This is a genomic window from Thermorhabdus hydrogeniformans, from assembly GCF_049310025.1.
Lineage (GTDB): Bacteria > Bacillota > Thermosediminibacteria > Thermosediminibacterales > Tepidanaerobacteraceae > JBJYKD01.
The window spans coordinates 1-17,093 of record NZ_JBJYKD010000016.1; the positions used below are offsets into that span (position 1 = coordinate 1).

The following is a 17,093-nucleotide window of genomic DNA, read 5'->3' on the forward strand; positions in this document are numbered from 1 at the left end:
TCCAAAACATTCCTTATGAAATTTTCAAGGTTCGGGAAAAGAAGTAAAAAAGTAGGGTTTCTACACTAGAATCAAATATAAAATTTTTAAGAGGGGGAGAATCATTTTGAAAAAGCGAAGCATCCTGATGGTAACATTGGTCTTTGCGGTGGCTGTTGCCCTGGCGGTGGCGGGGTGCGGGCAGAAATCCCGGGACAACGCCCAATCGCAGGGGCAACAGCAGAATGGGGAGCAGAAATTGAGCGGTTCCATACAGATAGCGGGTTCCACGTCGGTTCAGCCTCTGTCGGAAGAACTGGCGGCGGCTTTCATGCAAAAGTACCCCGGAGTTAAGATAAACGTAGCCGGAGGGGGCTCCGGAGCGGGAATAAAAGCGGCCCAGCAGGGCACGGCCGATATCGGCGCTTCTTCCAGAGAGTTAAAAGATACGGAGAAGGGCACCGTTAAAGAAACGGTGATTGCAAAAGACGGCATTGCGGTAATAGTTCATCCCGACAACCCGGTGGAAAACATTTCAATGGAACAGATCAAAGGGGTATTTACCGGCAAGATCACTAACTGGAAAGACCTTGGAGGCAAGGATGCCCCCATCACAGTTATAATCAGAGAAGCGGGTTCCGGAACCCGTGGGGCTTTTCAGGAATTGACCATAGGGGAAGACGCCGAATTCACCGATAAAGCCATAATCCAGAACAGCAACGGCGCCCTGAGGACCGCCGTGGCCGGCAATCCCGACGCCATAGGTTTCATCTCCTTTGGCTACATCAACAATGAAATAAAGCCCCTTAAGGTAGAGGGTGTTGAGGCCACCAAAGACAATGTGCTCAACGGTTCTTACAAGATTTCAAGACCTTTCCTGTATCTGACAAAAGGTGAGCCCGGCGGCATTGTAAAAGCGTATATCGATTTTGTTTTAAGCCCTGAAGGTCAGAGCATAGTTGGTAAGGAATATATTCCGGTAAAATAGCAAAACATAAAGATATTATGGCATAGTAAGGTATATATTAATAATATAATAAAGCGATGAGCAAATCCATGATGCGAAACCGCTTTTAGCATGTTAAAACCAATTTTGGCCGAAGCAAAGGGTGGACAAACTCCACCCTTTGCTTTGCGTAGAGAGGGGAAGGGCATGTTTGACGATAAAAAGCTGGAAAAATATTACGAAAAGTTGTTGCTGGCCAGCGCTTTCATTTCCGTTATAGCAATATTGATGATAGCGATTTTTGTATTTATGGAAGGCTATCCGGTTATAAAGAAGGTGGGACTTATCAATTTTATTTCGGGAAGACAGTGGAAGCCGCTCTCGGGAGTTTTTGGGATATTTCCCATGATTGTTGGGAGTGTAGCCGTCACTTTTGGCGCTCTCATAATCGGAGTGCCGCTCAGTCTTGCCACGGCCATATTTTTGACGGAGTTTGCTCCAAAAAAAGCAGAGGCTGTAGTTAGGCCAGCCATTGAACTTTTGGCCGGCATTCCTTCAGTCATATACGGTCTTTTCGGCATGACCACCATAGTACCCATCATAAGAGCAATTGAAATCAGGCATTTTTCCCATCAGCTGCCACCCCAGCTTCAGGCCGGGTACAGCATCCTGGCAGCATCCATAATTCTCGCCATCATGATTTCGCCCACCATCATAAGCATATCCGAGGACGCCATCAGGGCGATTCCCAGGGAATTAAGGGAAGGCTCTCTCGCCCTGGGCGCCACTCAATGGCAGACGGTTTCCAGGATTGTCATACCCACCGCCAGGTCCGGAATTTTTGCCGGCATAATTCTCGGCATGGGAAGGGCCATCGGAGAGACAATGGCCGTCATAATGGTGGCGGGTAACACCGTGAACATTCCGACTTCCATCTTTTCCCCGGTAAGAACCCTCACCAGCAACATTGCCGTGGAGATTGCCTATGCGGCGGCAGGACCTCATACTCAGGCTCTCTTCGGAACGGGCATCGTGCTTTTCGCGATGATCATAGTGTTGAACATTGTCGCGTTGAAAGTAGCGGGCAAGGGGGTAAATTAAAAGTGAATCCCAAAACGGAAGAGAAATTGGTAAAAATCCTGCTGTGGATCAGCGCTCTGTCTACCGTCGGCGTACTTCTGGTAATCCTGTTTTATATCTTATCCCGCGGCGTAAAGATGATAAATTATGAGTTTTTGACCGACGTTCCCAGAGCCATGGGGAAAGAAGGGGGCATTTATCCCGCCATCGTTGGCACCATATTTTTCACTCTCTTTACCATGCTTTTTTCAATCCCCCTCGGGATTTCGGCGGCGGTTTACCTGACCGAGTACTCCCGCCAGAGCTTCTGGGTCAAATTGATAAGATTCGGCAATGAAGCGCTATCGGCGGTGCCGTCCATCGTTTTTGGCCTTTTCGGATTTGCGTTTTTTGTGGTTTTACTGCACCCGGTGACCCGTGGGTGGTCCATAATATCGGGCGCTCTCACCGGCACTTTTATGATCCTGCCCGTGCTGATAAGATCTTCGGAAGAGGCTATTAAATCTGTCCCCAGAGAATACAGGGAGGGAAGTTACGCTCTGGGAGCCACCAGATGGCAGACCGTCACCCGGGTGGTATTACCGGCGGCCATGCCGGGCATAGTAACCGGTGTAATCCTTGGCATTGGGAGAATAGTGGGGGAAACCGCGGCGCTGCTTTTAACTCTGGGCGGTTCGGTACTGGTCCCCACCTCCATTTTTGACCCTGCCAGGACACTGGCGCTCCACATATATCTGGTGGCCATGGAAGTCGGTGCCATGGATGTGGCCTTCGGTACGGCCGCTGTGCTCATCATAACGGTGCTGGCGTTAAATCTCATGGCCCATTTTGTCAAGAGCCGGTTTGCAGCGGTACGCTGACCTCACACAAGCCCCAGGAGACGGGCGGTCTGGGCCACGACGAAGCATATTATTATCCCCGTCAGGGTGGGCATAAAGAAGGCAATAAAGGACCATTTCCGACTCTGAGTTTCCTTTAATATGGTGAGCATGGTGGTGCCGCAGGGAAAATGGTTCAGCGAAAACAGCATGGTGCACAGGGCTGTTAGCCGGGTCCAGCCGTTTGCCGTCATTACATCTTTCAAAGCCGAAAGACTGTTGAGTTCGAGCATCGACCCTGCCGATAGGTAACTCATGACGGTTATTGGAATTACTATTTCATTGGCGGGGAACCCCAGTATAAATGCCGTGAGTATATACCCGTCCATACCCAAGAGATAGGCGAAGGGCTGGAGGAACCGGGCACAGCGGTCAAGGATACTCAAACCGCCCACCGAAGTGTTGGCCATGAGCCATATGATTGCTCCGGCCGGGGCCGCCACCGTCGCCGCACGGGCCAGCACGAACATGGTGCGGTCCAGCAGGGAACGCACCAGTATCCTGACCACCTGGGGCCTCCGGTAGGGAGGCAGTTCCAGGGAAAAGGACGACGGCACCCCTTTAAGCAGTGTCTTGGATAATATGAAGGATGCCCCGAGTGTTGCAATTACGCTCGATACTACGGCTCCCAGAAGGGTGACGGCCGCGCTCAGAGATTGAAACGCTCCGGTTGACCCTGCAAAAAATATGGCGGAAAGCGTTATCAGTGTTGGGAAGCGCCCGTTGCAGGGGACGAAATTGTTGGTGATGACGGCAATAAACCTCTCCCTTGGGGATTCTATGATCCTGCAGGCGGTGACCCCGGCCGCATTGCAGCCGAACCCCATGCACATGGTAAGCGCCTGTTTCCCATGGGCGCAGGCCTTTTTAAAAAAATTATCCAGGTTAAAAGCAACTCTCGGAAGGTAACCCAGGTCTTCCAGCAGAGTAAAAAGGGGGAAAAATATGGCCATGGGGGGCAACATTACCGATACGACCCAGGCCAGAGTGCGGTACATTCCCAGGACCAGCAGGCCGTGCAGCCATCCCGGCAGCCCTGCCCAGAGAAAGAAATCTGTCAGCCTGCCTTCAAACCAGAAAAAACCCGCAGCCAGGAGATCCGACGGGTAATTGGCGCCGACAATGGTTATCCAGAGTACCATCCCCAGAAGGGCGGCCATTATGGGGAACCCCAGGATTTTTGAAGTCAGGACGTCGTCTATTTTCCTGTCCAGCCGGCTGTAGGAGCTGTGACCGGCGACGACCGCACTGCCGGCTATTTCTTCCGCCAGTTTTACGATGCGCGAAACCAGCACATCCCTCAGATGCTCGGAATCCACATTATGTTCATGCAACGATTTTTTAACCTGATCAAGAAGCACGGTCAGCTCATGATTTTGCTGCGGTGCACATCCCGGATACATCCCGGAGGATTCAAGCCGGGCGAGATCACCTTCAATAAAGCGGAGGGCCGCCCATCTGGCGTTTACAGTCAACCCCGCAATTTTTGCTATATGCGTTTCAACGAGTCTGACATTGCTTTCGATAATTTCGTCGTAGATTATGACCGGCGGACAGCATTTTATTTCTCCCACAGCCACTGCATGGATGGCTTCTTTTAATTCATCCAAGCCTTCTCCATCCCTGGCGCTGGTGCCCACCACGGGTACGCCGAGCAGTTCTGACAATTTTTTCAGGTCGACCCGTATATTTTTTCTTCTGGCCTCATCCATGAGATTGACGCACAGCACAACTCTTGATGTTATTTCCAAAACCTGCAGCGCGAGAATCAGATTTCTTTCCAGGCACGTGGCGTCGGCCACCACCACGGTGACGACAGCTTTGCCTGAGCAAATAAAATCTCTGGCAACCTCCTCTTCCACCGAACCGGCCATCAGTGAATAAGTTCCCGGAAGGTCCACCAGCACGAATTTTTTGTTTTTATATGAAAATACGCCCCTGGCGTTGGCCACAGTTTTACCCGGCCAGTTTCCCGTATGCTGGTTTAATCCCGTCAGGCTGTTAAAGACGGTGCTCTTTCCGGTGTTGGGGTTGCCGGCCAGTGCCACAACAAGGCTGTCGCCTGCCGTCGTGTCGGGTCGAAAATTTTCTTTCAGGGTTCCCACCCAGGTGGATTGACCGGTCAGGCCCATAGTAGCACCTCCTTTTCAGCAGATTTCCACCAGTATTTTCGACGATTCCTCCGTCCTGAGGGCGATTACCGCACCCCTGATCTGAAAGGCCACCGGGTCTCCCAGAGGGCTTTTTCGGAGGGCTTCCACCTTTGTTCCGTCTATAAGGCCCAGGTCCAGCATCCTCCTTCTGGCCCCGCCCTCGGCGTTTATAACCCTGACCTTACCGGAACTGCCCGGCGGCAGCATATTTAAGGGAATTAAATTTTTCTTCATGGCGGTGTCCTCCATCAGCAGGTGATATTTTTTTCCCGTCATTCATAAAATTAGTGGTGGGAAAAATTATTTCCTAAAATTAATGTATGATTTCGGCAGGGTATGTGTTACCGCCGAATTTGTTCGGGAAGGCTGGGCAGGATGAAGAAAAAAGAGTTTTTTACATTCAGGGGTTACGAGATGCAGAGAAAAAATAAAATGTACCTGACGGCCAGCATGGAGGATTACCTGGAAATGATAAGCCGGCAGTGTGAAGGCAATAGAATTGTGCGGATCAATTCCCTGGCCGAACAGTTGAACGTACAGGCGCCGTCGGTAACCAAGGTGGTTCAAAAACTGGCGAAGATAGGGCTGCTGGCGTATGAAAAGTATGGAATCATACAGCTGACGGAAAAAGGAAAGAAAATCGGCGATTTTCTGTTGGCCCGGCACAGGACCATAGAGACCTTCCTGCGGCATATTGGCGTAAGGGAAAGCTGCATCCTGAAAGAAACCGAAATGATAGAGCATTACCTCAGCATAGATTCCGTCAGGAATATAGAGTTACTCAATGAATTTTTCACTAAAAATCCGGATATAGTCGAAAGATTGAAGAAATTTATAATTGCACGGGAGAATGAGGGGTTTGGCATTTGCAACGCGGCAAAAGAGCTACATAAGATGCTGTTTTCGGAGGAGGGCCGCAATTGAAGAGCTTGACAGCCGGCTCGCGTTATTATTTTGGCAGCGGTATTTATGACAATGTGATGGTGCTGACCGCCCTATCCGGATGATCCGGTGGTGGATACTGCCGAGGCAATTGTTACACTGAATAAATTGGGCATGGACCCTGCAAACTGGAAAAGCAGCCAGGGCTTCACTCCTGTTGACTACATGATGCAGAAAGCACTGAATTCCGATGGCAGTTTCGGCGCAAAATGGCGCTGGCACAAAAAGTTTCTGCAGAATAAATCGGCAATTTAAAACCCCGATAGTTTTACAACCATCGGGGCTTTTTGTGAGAGAATGGCGGAAATGCGGCCTTTAATTCTGCTCGGTGATTTCATATATGACTTTGATTTTCCTTTTGGCCTTTCCGGTCCTATACCTGTATACCCGGTTAGAGTAACCTTTTTTACAATGAGGGTTTTTATTGCCGGAAGCCGGTGCACTGGTTCTTTTTGGAGATCCCGTATAAAATCCGGGATTTTTGAGTTTTAAACCGGTTGGATTTTTAGAAAATTTATGAGGTGTGAAGCCGCCGGAAAAATTCCGGTTAACTTCCCGTAAAATTTCGTCGAGACTCGGTATGGTGTTTTTGATGTTCTGAATAACATTAAAATAATTGTGTGGCCTGCAGATAAAATTGAATACATATATCGCCGCCGGAAAATTTCCTCGCCCTTTGTCTCCCTGATGACGGGGCATGTTGAAAAAGTTGTTGGCATTGGGCATATCAGCTCACCCCTCTTCTTAAAAGTGATGTTCTGGTTGTTCTATATAGTAAATTTTACAACATATTATAGAACTTTCAATAGATGGTTTAAAATAATTTTGCCGCATGAAATGTTTTCATGTGATGAAATCGGGGCTTTTTCCATGCCCGCGACCCTCGGTTTTTTAATTTAAAAACCGATCGATTTTTTTAATCAGCAGGAATTTAAGAAAACATAAAGAACAATTTTTAATATATTCAATCAGGTCATGTTCAATAGGTGACGGGAAAATTAAAATAATCGATTGGGAGAATGTAAAAAATGCAAAACAAAATAAAAGTGTGGGTTGCGGAGCATTTTCCCGCATTGACCCACCGTAACTTCAGGATTTTCTGGACCGGCCAGTGCGTTTCCCTCATTGGCACATGGATGCAGAACATCGGGCAATCCTGGCTCGTGCTTAAAATTACCGATTCCTCTTTTAAACTGGGCCTGGTTAGCGCCCTCCAATTCACACCGGTGCTGCTGTTCTCCCTTTTCGCGGGAGTTTTCGTGGACAGGTTTCAAAAAAAGAAAATACTGCTTTTCACCCAGACTTCTTTAATGATTCTGGCCTTTATCCTGGCCACCCTCACGGCCACAAATCTCATAAAATACTGGCACATATTGATTCTGGCCACGATTCTTGGCTTTGTAAACAACATTGATATGCCGGCGAGGCAGGCTTTCATCGTTGAACTGGTGGGGAAGGAGGACCTGATGAACGGTATAACCCTGAACTCCGCCATATTCAACGCAGCCAGGCTCCTGGGCCCCGCCGTGGCCGGATTTGTAATGGGCCTGTTCGGCATTGCGGTGTGCTTTTATTTAAATGCCCTCAGCTTTATCGCCGTAATTTGCGGCATTTTAATGATCCGAATACCGCCGAAATCCGGAAACGATACGCCGCCGCAGAAAACTTCTAAGCCCGTCCTTGATAACATAAAAGAAGGGCTGAGATACATTCGAAAAACGCCGGTGGTTTTTATTACCGTTATGCTCATTGCCATGATAAGATAAGTACGTTTTCATTGAATTTCAACGTACTGGTCCCGGTGTTGGCCAAAAAAGTCTTCTCGCTTTCGGAGCAGGGGTTCGGCCTCATGATGTCGTCTCTGGGCGTCGGCGCGCTGGTTGGATCCGTAACGCTGGCGGCCACCGCTCACCGGCCGTCCCCAAAAATCCTTATAGGTGCGGCTTTTGGACTCTCGGCATCCCAGATTGTCCTGGCGTCCATCAAAGCCCGGTGGCTGGCCATGCTTTGCCTGGCTTTCACCGGCTGGATGATGGTGACTTTCACGGCCTCGGCCAACAGCACTATTCAGGTAAATACGCCGGATTATCTCAGGGGAAGGGTGATGAGTGTCTATTCCCTGGTATTCGGCGGAGTGGCCCCCATAGGCAGCCTGTTTTCAGGCTACCTTTCGGGCAGATTTGGCGCCCGGGTGGCCTTTGCCGCCGGAGGTATCATAGGCTGCGCTGCTGCGGCATACGCCATGGTCCAGTTCCTGAAAAGACAAGAAGCGGCCTGTTGATTATGCCCTTCCGCTGCAGCCGAGCACGTTCCTTATCTTGTGCTTTACCATCTCTTTTATGGCTTCACGGGCCGCGCCCAGGTATTTTCTGGGGTCGAATTCCGGCGGATTTTCCGCCAGGTATTTGCGCACGGAGGCTGTCATGGCAAGGCGAAGGTCGGTGTCTATGTTTATCTTGCAGATGCCCATACCGGCGGCTTTTTTAAGCATTTCCTCCGGAACGCCTTTTGCCCCGGGGATATTTCCGCCGTATTTGTTGCAGAGCTCCACGAACTCCGGCAGGACGGTGGAAGCCCCGTGCAGCACCAGCGGAAATCCCGGAAGCATTTTTGTGAGCTTCTCCAGGCGCTCAAAATCCAGCCTGGGCTCCCCCTTGAATTTATATGCCCCGTGACTGGTGCCTATGGCCACGGCCAGGGAATCCACTCCCGTCCTCTCCACAAACTCCACCGCCTGGTCGGGGTCTGTGAAAGTGGCCTCCCGGTCGGACACGCTGACATTGTCTTCAATACCGGCAAGCCTGCCCAATTCCGCCTCGACCACAACCCCCCTCTCGTGGGCGTATTCCACGACTTTTCTGGTAAGGGCGACATTTTCCTCGAAGGGCAGTTTTGAGCCGTCTATCATAACGGAAGTAAAGCCGTCGTCAACACAGGCCCTGCAAATCTCGAAGTTCTCGCCATGGTCCAGGTGGAGCACTATGGGCAGACCCGTATCTTCCACCGCCGCCTCCACCAGCTTTTTGAGGTAGACGGGCTTTGCGTACTTCCTCGCCCCCGCGGAAACCTGGAGAATCAGGGGGGCGTTTTCCTCTTTTGCAGCTTCCACAATCCCCTGAATTATTTCCATGTTGTTGACATTAAAGGCGCCTACGGCGTAATGACCCTCATAGGCCTTTTTAAACATTTCCTTTGATGTGACAAGCGGCATGATAAAACCTCCTCAAATTTATTTTTTCCATTTACTGAGCTTAACAAAAAAATTATCCAACTTGTAATACTAAAAGAATTATATAACACTCTATAAATATCTACAATAATAAATATATACTAAAGATCGGCTTGTTATCTGCCTCAACGAGGTACCATTTACAAAAAATTCAAGAATTGATATGATTGGAATAGACGGAATGAGAGGTTTTAGACCGGCTTTTTGGGCAGGCCTTTTGCGCGGCTGAAAGTGCTTATCATTAAAAATCCGGTGAGGTGTCTTTATGGCAAAAACCGCAAAAGATTTGACTTCAGATGATATGGAACAATATCGCAATTTTTTAAAGGAAAAAGAAGAGAAGGAAAAAATGGATTTGCAGCAGAGATACTATAAGGCATGGGATATAGCCAGAAAAGCCGCCAAGATATTGTATGACAAATACTGTGCAAAAAAGGTCTTCGTGTTCGGCTCATTGACAAATCCTGAAAAATTTACAAAATGGTCTGATATCGACCTGGCTGTTTGGGGTATACCCGACGATTTCTTTTATAAGGCTGTGGCTGAAATGATATCTTTAAATTCCGAAATTAAAATTGATTTGGTTGATCCTGAAGAGTGCGGTGACGATTTGAAGAAAGCCATTGAAAGGGAGGGCTTAAAAATATGATTAATAAATACTTTACCCTGATGGGACGGATTGAACAGGAACTTTCAGAGATAAAAAAAAGTGTCGAGCGGGCGACAAGCGCATGGGATAAAGCAAGAGAACTGGGAGATTTTCTATATTTGGACAGTGTCGCCTTAAATTTACATGATTTTTATAGCGGCTTGGAGAGAATATTTGAAAGAATTGCTGAAGACATTGATGAATTAAAACCCTCCGGAAATAGCTGGCATCAGGAATTATTAAAACAGATGGCCACCGAAATACCCAGAGTCAGACCGGCTGTTATTTCCGGAAATTTGTTACAGACGCTCGATGAATACAGAGCTTTTCGACATATAGTCAGAAATGTTTACGCTCATAATTTTAAGATGGATAGGATTCAAAAGCTTGTAGAAAATGTTGAAGAAGTATTTAAAGAAGCTGAGGAAGAGCTCCATGGGTTTTGTGAGTTTTTAAAGAAACTGCATATAAATTAAATAAAGGGGCTGGCAGGATGTCAGGTTATGTCGCGGGAATAGATCTTGGTGGCACAAAGATTGCAAGTTGCATAATGGATGCCGGAGGCAGAATACTGGCCAGGGAAACCCTCCCCACTCTGGCTCACGAAGGGCCCGATGCCGTTGTCGGCAGGATGAAAAAGGCCGTGTATGATCTTATGGAAAAGACCCACATGGACAAAAAACAAATCGCCGCCATAGGCATAGGGGTACCGGGGCCGCTGGACAGAAAAAGGGGCATTGTGAAAAATCCGCCCAATCTGCCCGGCTGGCGTGATATACCACTTATCGCCCTGATGCGGGAAGAATTTGACCTTCCCGTAGTTATGGAAAACGACGCCAATGCCGCGGCTCTGGCGGAGAATTTATACGGGGCGGGAAAAAACGTGCGAAACTTTATGTACATAACTGTGAGCACCGGGATAGGCGGGGGCTTTGTGGTGGACGGCAAACTCTTGACCGGAGAATACGGCAATGCGGTGGAAATAGGCCATACCACCATAAACTTTGACGGTCCAAGGTGCGGGTGCGGCAACAGGGGCTGCTGGGAGGCTTACGCTTCGGGCACGGCACTGGCGAGGTTTGCCAGAGAAGGAATCAGGGGCGGAAGGAACAGCAGGCTTGTTGAAATGGCGGGGCAGGAAGGCATTAAAGCCGAGCACGTGTTTGCCGCGGCAAAAGAAGGCGATGAATTTGCCCTTGAACTTATAGAAAAAGAGGCGTTTTACCTGGGGGTCGGCCTTGCCAATGTGATAAACGCTTACAACCCCGGCCTGATTGCCATGGGCGGGGGCCTCACCAACGAATGGGACATGTTTTACGAGACCATGATTCGCGTGATGAAAGAGAGGGCTTTAAAGGCGAATACGGCAGATCTCCGGGTGGTGAAAGCCGCGCTGGGCGCCGCTGCGGGTATAATCGGAGCGGCTGCGGTGGCATGGAGCACGCAAAAATAAGGTGCCGGCGGGGATGCCGGTTCCTTTAATATTTTAGAAAAATCGGGCGATAAATAGTTCGGGCTTTATCAGTATTTCCGATCTCTGCAGAGATCAAAAAGCAGTAATTTATAAGATGAATTGTATACAATATGCAGCGAAGTCGGAAAAGTGGAAATTGCAATGAATTGCAACAAGATTCAGGAAGGACTTTTTAAATATATGTCGAATATTAATAACAGCCGGAATTTTTAATTACCATGGTTGTAAATGATATATTAATCCGGCTTTTGGGCTGGGAAAAATAAAAAGAATTAGGGGGGTTCTGTCATGAAAAAATTTTTGGCTTTGACTCTTGTGCTGCTTTTTGTGGCGGGTTTAATCCAGGCGGGATGCGGCCAGCAAAAACAGGCGCAGGAGCAGCCCGCAAAGCAGGATCAAGCTGCTAAGGAAGAGGCCAAAACCGTTAAAATCGGCGCCATACTGCCGCTCTCGGGTTCCGCGGCGGCCACCGGCGTCAAGCTGAAATATGCCATAGAGACGGCCCAGGAAATCATAAACGGAGAGCACCCGGAAATCGGTATGGAACTGGCCAAGAGCGCGGGTCTTTCCAATCTGAACGGGGCGAAGGTGGAATTCATCTTTGCAGACCACCAGGCAAACCCCGAAGTGGCCAAATCCGAAGCTGAAAGGCTCATACAGAATGAAAAGGTGGTCGGCCTCATAGGGTGCTACCACAGCTCCGCCACCAAGCCCGCCAGCCAGGTGGCAGAGAGATTCCAGATACCTTTTGTGGCCGGTTCTTCCAGTTCCGCAGCCCTGACCGAAAGGGGCCTCAAGTGGTTTACCAGGATAGCCCCTCACGACGGCATGGAGACCAAACTTTTCTTTGACTACCTGAAGTTTTTGAACGAAAAGTACAGCGCGGGAATCAAGAAAGTGGCCGTCGTATACATCGATAACGAATACGGTGTGCACGCCTTTGAAATGGTCAAGAAAATCATAGAGAATTACAAAGCCGACGGATTTGAACTGGTGGCCGACATAAAATACCCCGCCAACGTTTCCAATGTGGACACCGAAGCCCAGAAGGTTAAGGCGGCCAAACCCGACGCCATATTCCACGCGTCTTATATCGGCGACATGACCCAGTTTGTGAAGAAATATAAAGAATTAAACGTGGTGCCAAAGGTGGTGCTTTCTTACTGCGGCGGGTATCAGGACCCGCAATTTGTGGTGAACCTGGGCAAGGACGCCGACTATTTCTCGGGACCCAATGCCACCACATCGGCTCTTTTCTCCAAGATGCCGGATCTTGCAAAAATAAACGAAATATACAAAGCCAGGTCTAAAGTTGACATCGACGGTCCCACCCTGGAGGATTTCGCCTCCGCCATGGTCATCGCCGAAGCCATAAACAAGGCGGGCACCACTGAGCCGGCAAAGGTACTCGAAGCCCTAAAAACGCAGGAGTTTGCCGCTCCGTACTTTGTTTCCGGGAAAATTAAATTCGGAGATGACGGCCAGAACATTTACTCGGCATCAGTCATGACACAAATACAGAACGGCGTTTACGAAGCCGTCTGGCCCACGGATTATCAGACGAAGGAACCCATCCCGGCCTTCCCGGATTGGAGCAAGCGTTAATAAACGATATAGGGGCTTGACAGCAAGTTGAGCCCCTTTATTGATTACATAAAGTTTAGGAGGTTAAAAATGCTGTTGCAGGTCATAGCAAGCGGGGTGCTCATCGGATTCGTATACTCCCTGGTGGCCATAGGCCTCACCCTCATATGGGGCGTCATGGACATCATAAATTTTGCCCACGGCGAATTTTTGATGATTTCCATGTATACGGTCTTCTGGATGTACACCCTGCTGAAATTCGATCCTTTCGTATCGCTGCCCGTGGCCGCCTTACTGGTTTTTGTCATAAGTTACCTGACTTATAAAATCATCATAAAGCGGGTCATCGACGCTCCGGGGCTTACGGCTCTCCTCGCCACCTTCGGGCTGAGCCTTTTTATACGAAACCTGGCCCAATTTCTGTGGACGCCCGATTACCGCTTTGTCACCACTTCCCTGGTGGCGGATAAAAAAATAACCATGGGCCCCGTTATAATCGGCCTTCCCCAGCTGGCTGCGGCCGCGGGAAGCATCGTCATGACCATCCTGGTGTTTTATTTCGTGCAGAAGACCAGGACCGGCAGAGCCATACAGGCCACGGCCCTTGACCGGGATACGGCAAAGCTGATGGGCATAGATACTGAAAAAATTTACGCCATCACTTTCGGCATTTCAGGAGCCTGTGTGGGCGTGGCCGGGGCTTTGATGGCCACTTTTTTCCCGGTATACCCCGAGTCGGGCGCCCTTTACAGCCTGCTGGCCTTTGTCATAGTGGCGCTGGGAGGCTTCGGCAACATAAAAGGCGCCCTGTACGGCGGAATAATCATCGGCCTTGCGGAGGCGCTGGGAGGGTTTGCATTGGGCACTCAGTTCAAATACGCCGTAGTATTCCTGATTTATCTGCTGGTAATACAAGTAAGGCCGAAAGGGCTGTTCGGGTGGTGATATGATGAAAAAAATGAAAATTCATCCGCTGGCCGCAACTTTTTTTGTCATCCTCATCCTACCCTTTATGAGCAGCAACATTAATTTTCACCACATAATGATAATGTTTTTAATCTACGCCGGGCTGGGAGAGGCATGGAACATAATAACTGGTTTTGCAGGCCAGACATCCTTCGGGCATGCCGCTTTTTTCGGCATAGGCGCATACACTTCCACCGTGCTCTTTTATAAGATGCATATAAGCCCCTGGGCGGGTATGATTTTGGGGATACTCCTTGCCACCCTGGTGGCCGCGGTGGTGAGTTACCCCTGCTTCAAATTAAAGGGCCATTATTTTGCCATAGCAACCCTTGCCATTGCTGAGATAATAAAGCAGATATTTATAAGCTGGGATTATGTCGAAGGGGCTACCGGCATATCCATCCCCGTGATGGACGAGGGGATTTTGACCATGCAGTTTCACACCTCAAAAATACCCTATTTCCTAATAGCCTTTGCGATTTTTGCCATAGCCGTGCTCACGGCATATTATATCGAACAAAACAAAATGGGCTTCTATCTTAAAGCCATCCGCGAAAGCGGAGAGGCCGCCGAGTCCATAGGAATCGATACGGCAAAATACAAGCTTTTGGCCATGATGATCAGCGCGGCCCTGTCGGCGGCCTTCGGCACCCTTTACGCGCAGTACATCCTTTACATCGATCCGTTCATGGTGTTTTCCATGGACGTCTCGATGAAGATAGTACTGCTCACGGTGCTGGGAGGGCTTGGAAACATATACGGGCCTGTTATCGGAGCCGCCATTCTCATACCGCTGTCGGAGTATACCAGAATATTCCTGGGAGGGACCGGAAAAGGCGTGGACCTCATAATATTCGGTGCCCTGATCGTGGCGGTGGCCTGTTTCGAGCCGGAAGGAATCCTGGGTATCTTCAAAAAAAGGCAGAGGAAGAAAAGAGGTGCGGGTTATGTCAGAGCCAATGCTTGACGTCCGCGGAATTACAATGAAGTTTGGCAGCCTTGTGGCCAACGAAGACGTGAGTTTTGCCGTAAACGAGGGCGAGATTGTAAGCCTCATAGGCCCCAACGGTGCGGGCAAAACAACGCTTTTCAACTGCATCACCGGATTCTATAAACCCCATGCCGGAAAAGTTTTTTTCAACGGCGTCGACATAACCGGAAAGCCGCCGCATTATTCGGCAAATTTGGGCCTGACCAGGACCTTCCAGATTGTAAAACCGCTGAAAGAAATGACGGTCAGGGAAAACGTGATGACCGGGGCTTTTTTGAGGACCTCCAGCAAAAAACAGGCGGAGAAAGCGGCCTTGGAGATCCTGGAACTCACTCATCTGGCGGACAAGAGCGACGTCCCCGCCGCAAGCCTTACCATCGCGGACAAAAAGCGCCTGGAGATAGCCCGGGCCCTGGCCACGAGGCCTAAAATGCTCATGCTGGACGAGGCCATGGCTGGGCTCAACCAGACCGAAATAAAAGATGCCATGGAGCTTTGCCTCAGTCTGAAACGAAAGGGTGTCACACTGCTAATAGTGGAGCACATCATGGAGGCCATTATGCCCATTTCCGACAGGGTGGTGGTTTTAAACGCCGGGAGAAAAATAGCCGATGATGTACCCGAAAAAGTCACGAATAATGAAGAGGTCATCAAGGCCTACCTGGGGGAGAGATACCATGCTAAAAGTAAAAAATCTTAACGCTGGATACGACGGTGTACCGGTGGTCTTTGACGTGTCTTTTGAGGTGAATGAAGGAGAACTGGTCTCCATAGTGGGTTCCAACGGCGCCGGGAAGACCACCATCCTCAAGACCCTGTCGGGCCTTTTGAAACCTTTTTCCGGCGAGATCGAGTTTCTGGGCAGGCGAATAGACAGGATGCCGGCCCACGAAATAGTAAAGTGCGGCATCGCCCACGTGCCGGAAGGAAGGCATGTTTTCGGGAAGATGACGGTACTGGACAACCTGCTTCTGGGGGCCTATACCCTTGAAAACCGGGAAGAGATTGTAAACAGGCTGAAAGAGGTTTATGAAATATTCCCCCGCCTGAAGGAACGCGAATCCCAGAAAGCCGAAACCCTTTCCGGCGGAGAGCAGCAGATGCTGGCCATAGCCCGCGGGCTCATGTCAAAGCCCAAACTCCTCATGGTGGACGAGATGTCGCTGGGGCTCATGCCCATCCTCGTGGACAGGGTCATGGAAATATTGAAAGAAATCAGCAGGCAGGGCTTAACGGTGCTGCTGGTGGAACAAAAGGTCCAGGAAGCCCTGGAAATGGCCGACAGGGGATATGTGCTCCAGACCGGCCGCATAATAGCCGAAGGCACGGGAAAAGAACTTCTGGATAGCCGCATGGTTAAAAAGGCATATATGGGAATGTGAAAAAAGACCCCGCACGGATAATCGAAGCGGCCTGATACAAAGGTGCCCTCCTTCCAGAAAAGCATCTGGATCGACGGGCCCTTTAATCATTCAGCCCAATTTTCAATGATAAGTTCCGGGATTCTGCCGAATTCGTTCACATTGTTCGTCACCAGAATAAGGTTTTCGGAAATGGCATGGGCGGCAATCAAAAGGTCATATGCTCCAATAATCTGTCCTTCTCTTTCAAGGGCTGTTCGGATTTCTCCATATTTTATCGCTGCCCTGTCAGAAAAAGGCAGTATCTCGAGAGGCGCCAGAAAGGCGGCTAACGCAATTTTATTTTTTTCTCTGTATTGACTTTTTTGAACCCCATCTTCAAGCTCAGCCAATGTTATTGAGGATATACAGACATCGCCTATTTCCAATTTTTTCAATGTTTCTAAAACCTTGATAGGCTTCTTCTTAATAATATAAATGCATATATCTGTATCAAGCATATACTTCATTAAAATTCATCCCTTTTCTAAAATTCATCCCTTTTCTGAAGTTCGGGTTGACTCCTATCTGGAAAGTCTTCAGAAAAGTATTTAAGGCTACTTTCAAGGCTTTTCCATGCGCTTTCTTTAGGAATTAAAATAACGATGTCGTCAAGTTTTTTTATGAATACTTCGGAACCTTTAAAGCGATACTGTTTTGGCAAACGGACAGCCTGACTTCTCCCATTTTCAAAGATTTTGGCTACATCCACGGAAATCATCTCCTTGACTATTGGTATATACCATACCATATACCAATAGCTTCAATCTGTCAATTATATTCATAGTGATAGGGCTATTTTTTGTAGTATTGGTTATTATC

Annotated in this window: 18 protein-coding genes and 1 pseudogene; 14 read left to right on the forward strand and 5 right to left on the reverse strand. The window is 49.0% G+C overall.

Going from position 1 to position 17,093, the window contains the following annotated elements; translation table 11 throughout:
• Positions 1 to 127 precede the first annotated feature (127 nt).
• From ACKX14_RS09105 to pstA, 3 genes are all read left to right on the forward strand, one after another.
• Complete coding sequence (locus tag ACKX14_RS09105; RefSeq protein WP_422446967.1) at positions 128 to 967, forward strand: phosphate ABC transporter substrate-binding protein; 840 nt, start codon at positions 128 to 130, stop codon at positions 965 to 967.
• 165 nt (positions 968 to 1,132) lie between these two features.
• A complete protein-coding gene (gene pstC, locus ACKX14_RS09110) occupies positions 1,133 to 2,026 on the forward strand; it encodes a phosphate ABC transporter permease subunit PstC (RefSeq protein WP_422446852.1) in 894 nt (297 codons plus the stop codon).
• 2 nt (positions 2,027 to 2,028) lie between these two features.
• Positions 2,029 to 2,865, forward strand: coding sequence for a phosphate ABC transporter permease PstA (gene pstA, locus ACKX14_RS09115; protein ID WP_422446854.1), 837 nt, complete (start codon positions 2,029 to 2,031; stop codon positions 2,863 to 2,865).
• 2 nt (positions 2,866 to 2,867) lie between these two features.
• Here the strand turns inward: pstA and feoB are convergent, their stop codons facing one another.
• The gene (feoB, locus tag ACKX14_RS09120) at positions 2,868 to 5,015 is read right to left on the reverse strand and encodes a ferrous iron transport protein B (protein ID WP_422446856.1); all 2,148 of its coding nucleotides are present in this window, start codon (positions 5,013 to 5,015) and stop codon (positions 2,868 to 2,870) included.
• Positions 5,016 to 5,030: 15 nt separating this feature from the next.
• Positions 5,031 to 5,270, reverse strand: a complete 240-nt coding sequence (locus ACKX14_RS09125; RefSeq protein WP_422446858.1) for a FeoA family protein — start codon at positions 5,268 to 5,270, stop codon at positions 5,031 to 5,033.
• 141 nt (positions 5,271 to 5,411) lie between these two features.
• Between ACKX14_RS09125 and ACKX14_RS09130 the strand changes: the two genes are divergently transcribed.
• From ACKX14_RS09130 to ACKX14_RS09140, 3 genes and pseudogenes are all read left to right on the forward strand, one after another.
• Positions 5,412 to 5,960: a metal-dependent transcriptional regulator gene (locus ACKX14_RS09130; protein WP_422446860.1), complete on the forward strand. Its 549-nt coding sequence runs from the start codon at positions 5,412 to 5,414 to the stop codon at positions 5,958 to 5,960.
• Between the two features lie 90 nt (positions 5,961 to 6,050).
• Positions 6,051 to 6,233 carry a hypothetical protein gene (locus ACKX14_RS09135; RefSeq protein WP_422446862.1) on the forward strand — a complete coding sequence of 61 codons (183 nt, stop codon included), beginning with the start codon at positions 6,051 to 6,053 and terminating at the stop codon, positions 6,231 to 6,233.
• A gap of 773 nt (positions 6,234 to 7,006) precedes the next feature.
• A pseudogene (locus ACKX14_RS09140) lies at positions 7,007 to 8,259 on the forward strand (MFS transporter).
• Here the strand turns inward: ACKX14_RS09140 and fba are convergent.
• Complete coding sequence (gene fba / locus ACKX14_RS09145; RefSeq protein WP_422446864.1) at positions 8,260 to 9,189, reverse strand: class II fructose-1,6-bisphosphate aldolase; 930 nt, start codon at positions 9,187 to 9,189, stop codon at positions 8,260 to 8,262.
• 283 nt (positions 9,190 to 9,472) lie between these two features.
• Here fba and ACKX14_RS09150 point away from each other — a divergent pair, with 283 nt between their 5' ends.
• From ACKX14_RS09150 to ACKX14_RS09185, 8 genes are all read left to right on the forward strand, one after another.
• On the forward strand, positions 9,473 to 9,856 hold the full coding sequence (locus tag ACKX14_RS09150; protein ID WP_422446866.1) for a nucleotidyltransferase family protein: 384 nt from the start codon (positions 9,473 to 9,475) through the stop codon (positions 9,854 to 9,856).
• Positions 9,853 to 10,332 carry a ribonuclease toxin HepT-like protein gene (locus ACKX14_RS09155; protein ID WP_422446868.1) on the forward strand — a complete coding sequence of 160 codons (480 nt, stop codon included), beginning with the start codon at positions 9,853 to 9,855 and terminating at the stop codon, positions 10,330 to 10,332. The genes ACKX14_RS09150 and ACKX14_RS09155 overlap by 4 nt, the downstream gene beginning before the upstream one ends.
• 17 nt (positions 10,333 to 10,349) lie before the next feature.
• A complete protein-coding gene (locus ACKX14_RS09160; protein ID WP_422446869.1) occupies positions 10,350 to 11,309 on the forward strand; it encodes an ROK family protein in 960 nt (319 codons plus the stop codon).
• Between the two features lie 309 nt (positions 11,310 to 11,618).
• Positions 11,619 to 12,935, forward strand: coding sequence for an ABC transporter substrate-binding protein (locus ACKX14_RS09165; protein WP_422446871.1), 1,317 nt, complete (start codon positions 11,619 to 11,621; stop codon positions 12,933 to 12,935).
• 69 nt (positions 12,936 to 13,004) lie between these two features.
• Positions 13,005 to 13,859, forward strand: coding sequence for a branched-chain amino acid ABC transporter permease (locus tag ACKX14_RS09170; RefSeq protein WP_422446873.1), 855 nt, complete (start codon positions 13,005 to 13,007; stop codon positions 13,857 to 13,859).
• A 4-nt stretch (positions 13,860 to 13,863) separates the two neighbouring features.
• Positions 13,864 to 14,847 (forward strand): branched-chain amino acid ABC transporter permease, encoded by a 984-nt coding sequence (locus tag ACKX14_RS09175; RefSeq protein ID WP_422446875.1) that lies wholly within the window; start codon positions 13,864 to 13,866, stop codon positions 14,845 to 14,847.
• Complete coding sequence (locus ACKX14_RS09180) at positions 14,828 to 15,571, forward strand: ABC transporter ATP-binding protein (RefSeq protein WP_422446877.1); 744 nt, start codon at positions 14,828 to 14,830, stop codon at positions 15,569 to 15,571. The genes ACKX14_RS09175 and ACKX14_RS09180 overlap by 20 nt, the downstream gene beginning before the upstream one ends.
• The gene (locus tag ACKX14_RS09185; RefSeq protein WP_422446879.1) at positions 15,549 to 16,253 is read left to right on the forward strand and encodes an ABC transporter ATP-binding protein; all 705 of its coding nucleotides are present in this window, start codon (positions 15,549 to 15,551) and stop codon (positions 16,251 to 16,253) included. Before ACKX14_RS09180 ends, ACKX14_RS09185 begins: the two co-directional genes overlap by 23 nt.
• 86 nt (positions 16,254 to 16,339) lie before the next feature.
• Here ACKX14_RS09185 and vapC read toward each other — a convergent pair whose 3' ends face one another.
• Together vapC and vapB are read right to left on the reverse strand one after the other, a co-directional pair.
• Entirely contained in the window at positions 16,340 to 16,741 is a 402-nt protein-coding gene (gene vapC, locus ACKX14_RS09190; protein WP_422446881.1) for a type II toxin-antitoxin system tRNA(fMet)-specific endonuclease VapC, read from the reverse strand.
• Positions 16,742 to 16,758: 17 nt separating this feature from the next.
• Entirely contained in the window at positions 16,759 to 16,983 is a 225-nt protein-coding gene (gene vapB / locus ACKX14_RS09195) for a type II toxin-antitoxin system antitoxin VapB (RefSeq protein ID WP_422446883.1), read from the reverse strand.
• Positions 16,984 to 17,093: the final 110 nt, after the last annotated feature.

What these genes read in the sequence shown, in the direction of transcription:
- fba (WP_422446864.1), bottom strand. Translation starts at nt 9,189, where the DNA reads ATGCCGCTTGTCACATCAAAGGAAATGTTTAAAAAGGCCTATGAGGGT.
- ACKX14_RS09180 (WP_422446877.1), top strand. Translation starts at nt 14,828, where the DNA reads ATGTCAGAGCCAATGCTTGACGTCCGCGGAATTACAATGAAGTTTGGC.
- ACKX14_RS09175 (WP_422446875.1), top strand. Translation starts at nt 13,864, where the DNA reads ATGAAAAAAATGAAAATTCATCCGCTGGCCGCAACTTTTTTTGTCATC.
- ACKX14_RS09105 (WP_422446967.1), top strand. Translation starts at nt 128, where the DNA reads ATGGTAACATTGGTCTTTGCGGTGGCTGTTGCCCTGGCGGTGGCGGGG.
- ACKX14_RS09155 (WP_422446868.1), top strand. Translation starts at nt 9,853, where the DNA reads ATGATTAATAAATACTTTACCCTGATGGGACGGATTGAACAGGAACTT.
- ACKX14_RS09165 (WP_422446871.1), top strand. Translation starts at nt 11,619, where the DNA reads ATGAAAAAATTTTTGGCTTTGACTCTTGTGCTGCTTTTTGTGGCGGGT.
- ACKX14_RS09150 (WP_422446866.1), top strand. Translation starts at nt 9,473, where the DNA reads ATGGCAAAAACCGCAAAAGATTTGACTTCAGATGATATGGAACAATAT.
- ACKX14_RS09170 (WP_422446873.1), top strand. Translation starts at nt 13,005, where the DNA reads ATGCTGTTGCAGGTCATAGCAAGCGGGGTGCTCATCGGATTCGTATAC.
- ACKX14_RS09160 (WP_422446869.1), top strand. Translation starts at nt 10,350, where the DNA reads ATGTCAGGTTATGTCGCGGGAATAGATCTTGGTGGCACAAAGATTGCA.
- feoB (WP_422446856.1), bottom strand. Translation starts at nt 5,015, where the DNA reads ATGGGCCTGACCGGTCAATCCACCTGGGTGGGAACCCTGAAAGAAAAT.
- pstC (WP_422446852.1), top strand. Translation starts at nt 1,133, where the DNA reads ATGTTTGACGATAAAAAGCTGGAAAAATATTACGAAAAGTTGTTGCTG.
- ACKX14_RS09125 (WP_422446858.1), bottom strand. Translation starts at nt 5,270, where the DNA reads ATGAAGAAAAATTTAATTCCCTTAAATATGCTGCCGCCGGGCAGTTCC.
- vapC (WP_422446881.1), bottom strand. Translation starts at nt 16,741, where the DNA reads ATGAAGTATATGCTTGATACAGATATATGCATTTATATTATTAAGAAG.
- ACKX14_RS09130 (WP_422446860.1), top strand. Translation starts at nt 5,412, where the DNA reads ATGAAGAAAAAAGAGTTTTTTACATTCAGGGGTTACGAGATGCAGAGA.
- ACKX14_RS09185 (WP_422446879.1), top strand. Translation starts at nt 15,549, where the DNA reads ATGCTAAAAGTAAAAAATCTTAACGCTGGATACGACGGTGTACCGGTG.